The 8,162-nt window shown below is 72.5% G+C and carries 6 protein-coding genes and 1 pseudogene; 5 read left to right on the top strand and 2 right to left on the bottom strand.

Annotated features, from left to right (window positions below):
* Positions 1-369: pseudogene (locus HW445_RS11900) on the bottom strand (hypothetical protein); the annotation flags it as partial.
* Positions 370-617: 248 nt separating this feature from the next.
* Here HW445_RS11900 and glgC point away from each other — a divergent pair.
* From glgC to HW445_RS11885, 3 genes are all read left to right on the top strand, one after another.
* Positions 618-1,847: a glucose-1-phosphate adenylyltransferase gene (glgC, locus tag HW445_RS11895; RefSeq protein WP_180220992.1), complete on the top strand. Its 1,230-nt coding sequence runs from the start codon at positions 618-620 to the stop codon at positions 1,845-1,847.
* Positions 1,848-2,029: 182 nt separating this feature from the next.
* A complete protein-coding gene (locus HW445_RS11890) occupies positions 2,030-3,550 on the top strand; it encodes an SDR family NAD(P)-dependent oxidoreductase (RefSeq protein WP_257231012.1) in 1,521 nt (506 codons plus the stop codon).
* 364 nt (positions 3,551-3,914) lie between these two features.
* Positions 3,915-4,097 (top strand): hypothetical protein, encoded by a 183-nt coding sequence (locus HW445_RS11885; RefSeq protein ID WP_180220991.1) that lies wholly within the window; start codon positions 3,915-3,917, stop codon positions 4,095-4,097.
* A 133-nt stretch (positions 4,098-4,230) separates the two neighbouring features.
* Here the strand turns inward: HW445_RS11885 and HW445_RS11880 are convergent, their stop codons facing one another.
* Positions 4,231-5,637, bottom strand: a complete 1,407-nt coding sequence (locus HW445_RS11880) for a lipase maturation factor family protein (RefSeq protein ID WP_180220990.1) — start codon at positions 5,635-5,637, stop codon at positions 4,231-4,233.
* Between the two features lie 151 nt (positions 5,638-5,788).
* Between HW445_RS11880 and HW445_RS11875 the strand changes: the two genes are divergently transcribed.
* Both HW445_RS11875 and HW445_RS11870 read left to right on the top strand, forming a co-directional pair.
* Entirely contained in the window at positions 5,789-6,016 is a 228-nt protein-coding gene (locus HW445_RS11875) for a hypothetical protein (RefSeq protein WP_180220989.1), read from the top strand.
* 83 nt (positions 6,017-6,099) lie between these two features.
* Positions 6,100-8,162 (top strand): SpoIIE family protein phosphatase (locus tag HW445_RS11870; RefSeq protein WP_180220988.1); only part of this gene is annotated, 2,063 nt, incomplete at its 3' end.

Below are 8,162 nucleotides of genomic sequence, written 5' to 3'. Positions count from 1 at the left end.
CGGCGTCCGGGTGCCCGAACCGGAGACCAGCGTCAGTAGACCCGCCAGCCCGCCGGTGGCCAGCAGCGCCCCCCGCCAGGCGGTCCGGTCGCCCGCCGCCCGGCCCACGAACAACGCCGCCATGGGCAGGGCGAACACGATGGTCAGGGCGCCCAGCGGCTGCACCACGCTGAGCGGACCCAGCGCGAGGGCGGCCACGTGCAGCGCCGCGCCCAGCCCGTTCAGGGCCACCGCCGACCACCACACAAGGTCCCCCAGGGGGGCGGACGCCCCCTTGACCACGGCGACGCGCTCCTGCACGATCGCCCCGCCGGCGTACGCCACCGCGGAGACGAGCGAGAGGAGGACGGACCACATCAGGGCGCTCATCGGCCGCCCTCCGGCATTCGCTCCAGTTGCACGGACTCCACGATGCCGGTCACGCCTCTTCCCGTCGTCGTCCCGGAGGCGTCCTTCCGTCCTTCACGGATCCTCCTGACGACGGAGTACCCGGAAAGATCCGATCCTCCCCCGGACGGGTGACACGGGGCACACGGATCCGGCAGGCATAGCAGGTCGCGGCCGGGGGCACTCGGATCATGACCAAGGGGGCGGGTGAACCGTTGAGAGGAGCGGCGATGCGTCGTGGTGGGCCATCCGTACTCGGCATTGTGCTGGCAGGCGGCGAGGGAAAGCGCCTGATGCCGTTGACGGCGGACCGCGCCAAGCCGGCCGTCACCTTCGGCGGGACCTACCGCCTGGTCGACTTCGTGCTGTCCAACCTGGTCAACGGGGACATCCGGCACATCGCCGTGCTGACCCAGTACAAGTCGCACTCGCTGGACCGTCACATCACCACCACCTGGCGCATGTCCAGCCTGCTCGGCAACTACGTCACCCCGGTGCCCGCCCAGCAGCGGCTCGGCAAGCAGTGGTACCTCGGCAGCGCCGACGCCATCCACCAGTCGCTGAACCTGATCCGCGACGAGCAGCCCGACTACGTGGCCGTCTTCGGAGCCGACCACGTCTACCGGATGGACCCCCGCGAGATGCTGCGCCAGCACATCGACAGCGGCGCCGGCGCCACGGTGGCCGGCATCCGGGTACCGCGCTCGGAGTCCTCCCAGTTCGGCGTGATCACGCCGTCCGCCGACGGCCGGACCGTGGAGCGCTTCCTGGAGAAGCCGGCCGACCCACCGGGACTGGCCGACGACCCGGACTCCATCCTCGCCTCCATGGGCAACTACATCTTCACCACCGACGTGCTGGTGGAGGCCCTGCACAAGGACGCCGCGAACGAGGACTCCGACCACGACATGGGCGGCGACATCCTGCCCATGCTCACCGAGAGCGGCCAGGCCGCCGTCTACGACTTCAGCACCAACCACGTGCCCGGCGAGACCAAGCGCGACCAGGGCTACTGGCGGGACGTCGGCACCATCGACGCCTACTACGACGCCCACATGGACCTGCTCGCCGACCGGCCGGTGTTCAACCTCTACAACCGCGACTGGCCGATCTACACCCATCACCCGATGCTCTCCCCGGCCCGCTTCAACGGCGGGGGCAACGCCACCGAGTCGATCGTGAGCGCCGGCTGCCTGATCCGCGGCCAGGTCACCCGCTCCGTGCTCTCCCCGGGCGTGGTCGTCGAACAGGACGCCGTCGTGCAGAACTCGGTGCTGCACGACAAGGTCCGCATCGGCAGGGGCGCCGTGGTGCGCAACGCCATCCTCGACAAGAACATCGACGTCCCGCCGGGTGCGACCATCGGCGTCAACCCCGAGCGCGACGCCGAGCTCTACACCGTCTCCGACAACGGCGTGGTGGTGCTGGAGAAGGGCCAGCCCGTACCGGCGCCGATGTGAGACACGACGCCCTGACCGTCGCCCGTTTGGCGGACCCTCCCGGCCGTCAGTATCCTCCCCACCTGGTGGGACGGAATCGGACGAAGGTCCGCTGCACGGCTCCCACCACTTTCCTGTGGGAGCCGCGCGGTCACTCGATCGAGCTACGCGGCTGAATGAGTGACGCGAGGAACACAGCGGCGATGACGGTGACGGACGACAGCCAGGGCACTGCCACGCGCGAGCCCGCGGCGGAGAACGGCGGAGCGCAGATCCCCGCCCAGCAGGAGTGGGGGCCGGGGATCGACCCCGAGCGCCTGGCGGTCTGCCTGAGCGTCCTGGAGGAACTCGACCGGATCGAGGTCGACCACCCCGACGCCATCCAGGTGCGCCGCGCCACCTCGCACATCTACCGGACGGTCAAGCAGCGCCGCCGTCAGGAGCGCCGCGCCGCCAAGACCGCGCACGACCGCGCCGTCACCGAGGCGACCGCCACCGGCTCCGCGCAGCGCATCGACGACGAGACGGCCGGCATCCTGCCGTCCTCCTCCGTCGAGGAGGGCCGCCGGATCGCGGGCGTGCTCCGGCGCCCCCGCTCCTGCTACACCTGCAAGGACCGGTACCTCGAGGTCGACTACTTCTACCACCAGCTCTGCCCGAGGTGCGCCGACGAGAACCGGGCCCGTCGCGACGCCCGCACCGACCTGAGCGGCCGGCGCGCGCTGCTCACCGGCGGCCGGGCCAAGATCGGCATGTACATCGCGCTCCGTCTGCTGCGGGACGGCGCGCACACCACCGTCACCACCCGCTTCCCCAACGACGCCGTCCGCCGCTTCAAGGCGATGCCGGACAGCGACGAGTGGATCAACCGGCTCGACATCGTCGGCATCGACCTGCGCGACCCCGCACAGGTGGTCGCACTGGCCGACTCCGTCGCCGCCCAGGGGCACCTGGACATCCTGATCAACAACGCCGCCCAGACCGTGCGCCGTTCCCCGCAGGCGTACAGCGAGCTGCTCGCCGCCGAGTCGGCGCCGCTGCCCGCGGGCGAGCTGCCGGCCGCCCGCGTCATCGGCGCGTTCGGCTCCGGCGCGGTCGCCGCGCTGCCGGTGTCCGGCGGCGGGGCGATCACCGCCCAGGAGGTCACCGACCTCGCCCTGGTCTCCGGCTCGGCGTCCCTGGAGCGCATCGCGGCGGGAACCGCCATCGACGCGGGCGGCCTCGTCCCCGACCTGCACGACACCAACAGCTGGGTGCAGTCCGTCGAGCAGGTCACCCCGGTGGAACTGCTCGAGGTCCAGCTCTGCAACTCCACCGCGCCGTTCATCCTCATCAGCCGGCTCCGCCAGGCGATGGCCGCCTCGCCGAACCGCCGCACCTACATCGTCAACGTCTCCGCCATGGAGGGCGTCTTCGAACGCGGCTACAAGGGCGCCGGACACCCGCACACCAACATGGCCAAGGCGGCCCTGAACATGCTGACGCGCACCAGCGCGCAGGAGATGTTCGAGGCGGACCGCATCCTGATGACCGCCGTGGACACCGGCTGGATCACCGACGAGCGCCCGCACCCCGACAAGGTGCGCCTCGCCGAGGCCGGATTCCACGCGCCGCTGGACCTGATCGACGGCGCGGCCAGGGTCTACGACCCGATCGTGCGCGGTGAGGCGGGCGAGGATCTGTACGGGGTCTTCCTGAAGGACTACGCGCCCGGCAAGTGGTGACCCGGAACGGGTAGGCAGGCCGGACCGGACGGGCCGGCCGGCCGGGGGAGCGGGAGCCCCGGGCCGGGGACCTTGGGGCCGGGGACCGCGTGACACGAGACGGTTACGCAAAGTTTTCGGCGCTATCGAGCGGGAGGCCGCTCATTTGGTTAACCTGGGACGGACGGACAGTGCGACGAGGTCCTACCGGCCGCGTCCCCGTCCGTCACCGGACAGACCGGACACGCCGGCCTGCCCGCGACGAGGTGCCGGCGCCACCGCGCTCGAACGCCCTCCCTACCGACCCGCACCCGGGAGGCGCCCGGGCGTCGAGCACAACGACGACGCCGAGCCTCGAGGGTGACCCAGACATGAGGAGTGCGCGGTGACACCGGAGAAGACGACGTCCACCACGGCGATCGCGAGCGAAGTCCCCGTCGGCCGGAGCGGGACCGACGGCGACGGGCCACTGGGCAGCCTGGAGGTGTGGGCGCGCTCCGCGCCCATCAGGCTGGCCGGCTACGAGGACGACCTCGCGGAACCGCACATCCTGCCCAGCGTCGACTGACGGACGCGGGCGGGCGAGGCACGGCGCCACACCGGCGGCGGCAGGTCCACGACCGGCCGCCGTCCGTCGTACGCGGCCGGAGCGTGCCGCCGGAGCCGGGGAGGAGGGCGCTCGGCGTGCGCCCGGCGGGAACTCAGGACAGCCGGGTGGGCGGGAGGAAGTCCCGGACGTACTCGCGGACCCAGTGCGCACCGGTGCGCCGCCGTTCCTCACGCGTCGCGAACCGGTAGCGGAAGAGCCGGGCGCGCACCCAGCGCGGCGGGGCCTCGGGCGGGAACGGCGAGTGGCGCAGCAGCCGCAGCGTCTCCCGGTCCCCCTCCAGCAGCTTCTCCACGAAGGCCGTGAACCACCTGGCCGGCATCGGCGACAGCGCGAGGAACCACATCAGCCAGTCCAGTCGCAGGTGGTACGGCGCGAACTGCCGCGGCCGACGGCGGACGTCGCCCGGCTTCCCCTTGAACTCGTAGGCCCGCCAGACCGATTCCCGCCGCGGCCGGTCGTCGTCGGTGCCCTCCACCACCACCTCGTGCCGCACCCGGGTGACGCTGCCGAAGGCCCCGTAGGTGTTGACCAGGTGGAGCGGGTCGAAGGACCGGTTCATCGCCTGCCGGCGGGAGAGCAGGTTGCGCGCCGGGTTGCGGCTCAGCCACAGCAGCACCGCGGCCACGGCGAGAACGGTGATCTCGTACCAGAGCGGTGCTCCGGGCGTGGGCCGCGGCGCGGCATCCCTCGGCCACCTGACGGCCGGCAGGGCGATCACCACGGTCAGCCAGTTGAGCCAGGAGAAGTTCCCCGAGGCGATCAGCCACAGCTGCGTGACGATCATCAGCGCGGCCGCCCAGGAGGCCACCGGCTGCGGGGTGAAGAGCAGGAACGGCACGGCCAGCTGGGTGACGTGGTTGGCGGCCGCCTCCACCCGGTGCAGCGGCTTCGGCAGCAGATGGAAGAGGCGGCTGAGCGGCCCGGGCATCGGCTGGGTCTCGTGGTGGTGGTACAGACAGGTGAGCTCGCGCCAGCAGGCGTCGCCGCGCATCTTGATCATGCCGGCGCCGAACTCCAGCCGGAACAGCAGCCACCGCAGGAGGAACAGCACCACCACCGGGGGGCCCACCTCGTCGTTGCCCAGCAGCACCGCGAGGAAGCCGGTCTCCAGCAGCAGCGACTCCCAGCCGAACGCGTACCAGGTCTGCCCGACGTTGACGACCGACAGGTACAGCGCCCACGGCGCGAGCCACAGCAGCATGGAGGCCCACAGCGGCACCAGATCGCCCGCCCCCGCCAGCAGGGCGGCCGACACCGCGCACCCCGTCCAGGCGCAGGCGGCGAAGAGGCGGTCGGAGAAGCGCAGCCGGAACAGGCTCGGCGCCCGCCGCCAGTCCGTCCGCTCCAGGAACCGCGGGGCCGGTGTCAGCCCCCGCTCGCCGATCAGCGGACGGAACTGCAGCGCCGCGCAGAGGAAGGCCGCCAGATAGACGGCGGCCAGCCCCCGCTGGAAGACCAGGCGGCCCGTCCAGTACTCCGGTGCGGTGAACCACTCCACGACCCCGGCACTCCTTCCCGGCGGCCGCGCCCGCGCGCCCGTCGCCGTCCGTGACGCCCGCCCTCCGTTTGCGTGACCGTACCCGGCCGGGCAGACAATGGTCCGGGCAGACATGGGTGACGAAGTGCCCCGAACCGTGTGGGAGGACACCGTGCGCGCACCGATCAGAGCCGCCGTCGTGGCCTGCGCCGTGCCGCTCGCCCTCCTCGGCGCCTCACCGGCGGGGGAGCGCCCCGGCGGGGCGGCCGCGGAGAGGGGCGCGCGGCCGGACGGCGGGGTCGTCGAGGGCGGCGCCGTGTCCGGGGTGCCCTCCGGGCGGGTGGCCGTGGTGGACGCGGACAGCGTCTTCGGCAGTCCCACCGACGTCTTCGGTGACTGAGTGCGGGTCCCGCCGGGCCCCGGGAAAGGCGGGAGGCGGAAGACGGGTCGAAGAAACGGACAAATCCTGGCAAGGTGGGCTCCATGGCTGATGGGGACACCGTGGAGACCTCACTCCCGGAGGAGTGGCCCGACAGCCCGTTCCCGATCCTGGCGCTCAACCGGATGGGCAGCTTCGAATGGGACCTGGCCGCCGGCCGCTTCCACATGGACGCCCGGGCCCACGAGATCTTCGACCTCCGCCCCGAGGAGTTCGACGGCACCCCCGAGGCGCTGAGCCCCCGGGTCCCGACCGAGGAGGGCACCCGCCTCGACGAGGCGGTCACCCGCGCGATCAAGGAGGGCGACGAGAACTACGGCGCCTACTTCCGCGTCCGCCGCCGCGACGGCACCCTGCACTGGACCCACACCCAGGGCTACATCCGGCGCGACGACGACGGCCACGCCCGCAGGGTCTTCGGCATCGTCCGGGACGCCACCCAGGAGCTGAGGGAGAGCGAGGCCCGGCTGGAGCAGGCCGTCGAGGACGAGGCGCGCCGTCGCCAGACCGACGTCGTCCAGACCCTCACCGCCGCCCTCTCCGCCGCCCGCACCGTCCGCGACGTCTTCCGGGTGCTCGGCGAGGCCCACCAGAGGACCCCGCTGGGCGTCTCCCTGGTGGTGCTGGGGATGGTGCAGGGCGACCGCGTCGTCCTGGTCACCGAGGAGCCCCAGGAAGCCGTCCCCGGCACCCGTATCACCCGGCTGGACGAGCCCTACCCCATGAGCGAGGTGGTCCGCACGCTCAGTCCGCGCTACATCGAGTCGCCCAGGGAGTTCGCGGTCAACTACCCCCTGCTCTGGGAGCAGATGGCCCACCTCCAGATCACCTCGGCGGCCTACCTCCCGCTGATCGCCGAGGGCAAGGCGGTCGGCGCCGCCGGGCTGCTCTACAGCGGGCGCCGCGGCTTCACCACCCAGGACCGCGCACTGCTCGGCGCGCTCGCCGGAAGCCTCGCCCAGAGCCTGCAGCGCGCCATGCTCTACGAACAGCAGATGGACCTGGCGCAGGGCCTCCAGCAGGCCATGCTGCCCCGCACCATCCCCAGCGTCCCCGGCGCCGACATCGCCGTCCGCTACCGCTCGGCCGCCGCCGGGCGCGACATCGGCGGCGACTGGTACGACCTGATCCCGCTCCCCGGCGGCCGGGTCGGCGCCGTGATCGGCGACGTCCAGGGACACGACACCCACGCCGCCGCCGTCATGGGCCAGCTGCGGATCGTGCTGCGCGCCTACGCCGCCGAGGGGCACACGCCGGGCACCGTCATGGCCCGGGCCTCCGTCTTCCTCCACGAGCTGGACACCGACCGGTTCGCCACCTGCCTGTACGCCGAGGTCGACCCCACCACCGGCGTGGTGAAGATGGTGCGCGCCGGGCACCTCGACCCGATCCTGCGCGGAGGCGACGGCGCCTGCCGCCGCATCCCCGTCGAGGGCGGCCTGCCGCTCGGCCTGTCCGCCGAGTTCGGCGCCCTCACGTATCCGGTCACCACCTTCGAGCTGTCCACCTACCAGACCCTGGTGCTGTGCACCGACGGACTGGTCGAGCTTCCCGGCGACGACCTCTCCGTCGGCGTGCAGGACCTGATGGACGACATCACCCGTGGCCCCGACGACGTCCGCGGCCTCGCCGACGCCCTCATCGAGCGGGCCGACCGCAGGGGCGGGGACGACGACGTCGCCCTCCTGCTGCTGCGCCGGAGGGGCCCCGGACGGCAGCGGACCGGCGGACAGCTCAGACAGCAGGTCGTCCCCGGCGACCCGGACGCGCTGGCCGAGACCCGCCACATGATCCGGGCCGCGGTACGGGCCTGGGGCACCGTGGAGCGGGCCGACGAGATCGAGCTGGCCGCGGACGAGCTGATCACCAACGCCCTGATGCACACCGAGGGGTGCGCCACCGTCACCCTGCGGGTGATCCTGGGGCCGCAGCGGCTGCTGCGCATCGAGGTGGAGGACAGCTCCAGCGCCCTGCCGCACCGGCGGGACCCCGGACCGGTGGGGATGAGCGGCCGCGGCCTCATGCTGGTCGACCTGCTGGCCGACAGCTGGGGCGTCGAGGCGCGCGGCGGCGGCAAGTGCGTGTGGTGCGAGTTCACCATGACGTC

Origin of the sequence: Streptomyces sp. UH6 (assembly GCF_013421635.1) — a bacterium.
GTDB classification, from domain to species: Bacteria; Actinomycetota; Actinomycetes; order Streptomycetales; family Streptomycetaceae; genus Streptomyces; species Streptomyces abyssomicinicus.
The sequence above is the reverse complement of the archived record's forward strand: the minus strand, read 5'-3'. Positions and strand labels throughout refer to the sequence as shown.

Bases quoted from the DNA above. Each gene is read 5' to 3' on its own strand.
- HW445_RS11890 (WP_257231012.1), top strand. From the start codon at position 2,030: ATGACGGTGACGGACGACAGCCAGGGCACTGCCACGCGCGAGCCCGCG.
- glgC (WP_180220992.1), top strand. From the start codon at position 618: ATGCGTCGTGGTGGGCCATCCGTACTCGGCATTGTGCTGGCAGGCGGC.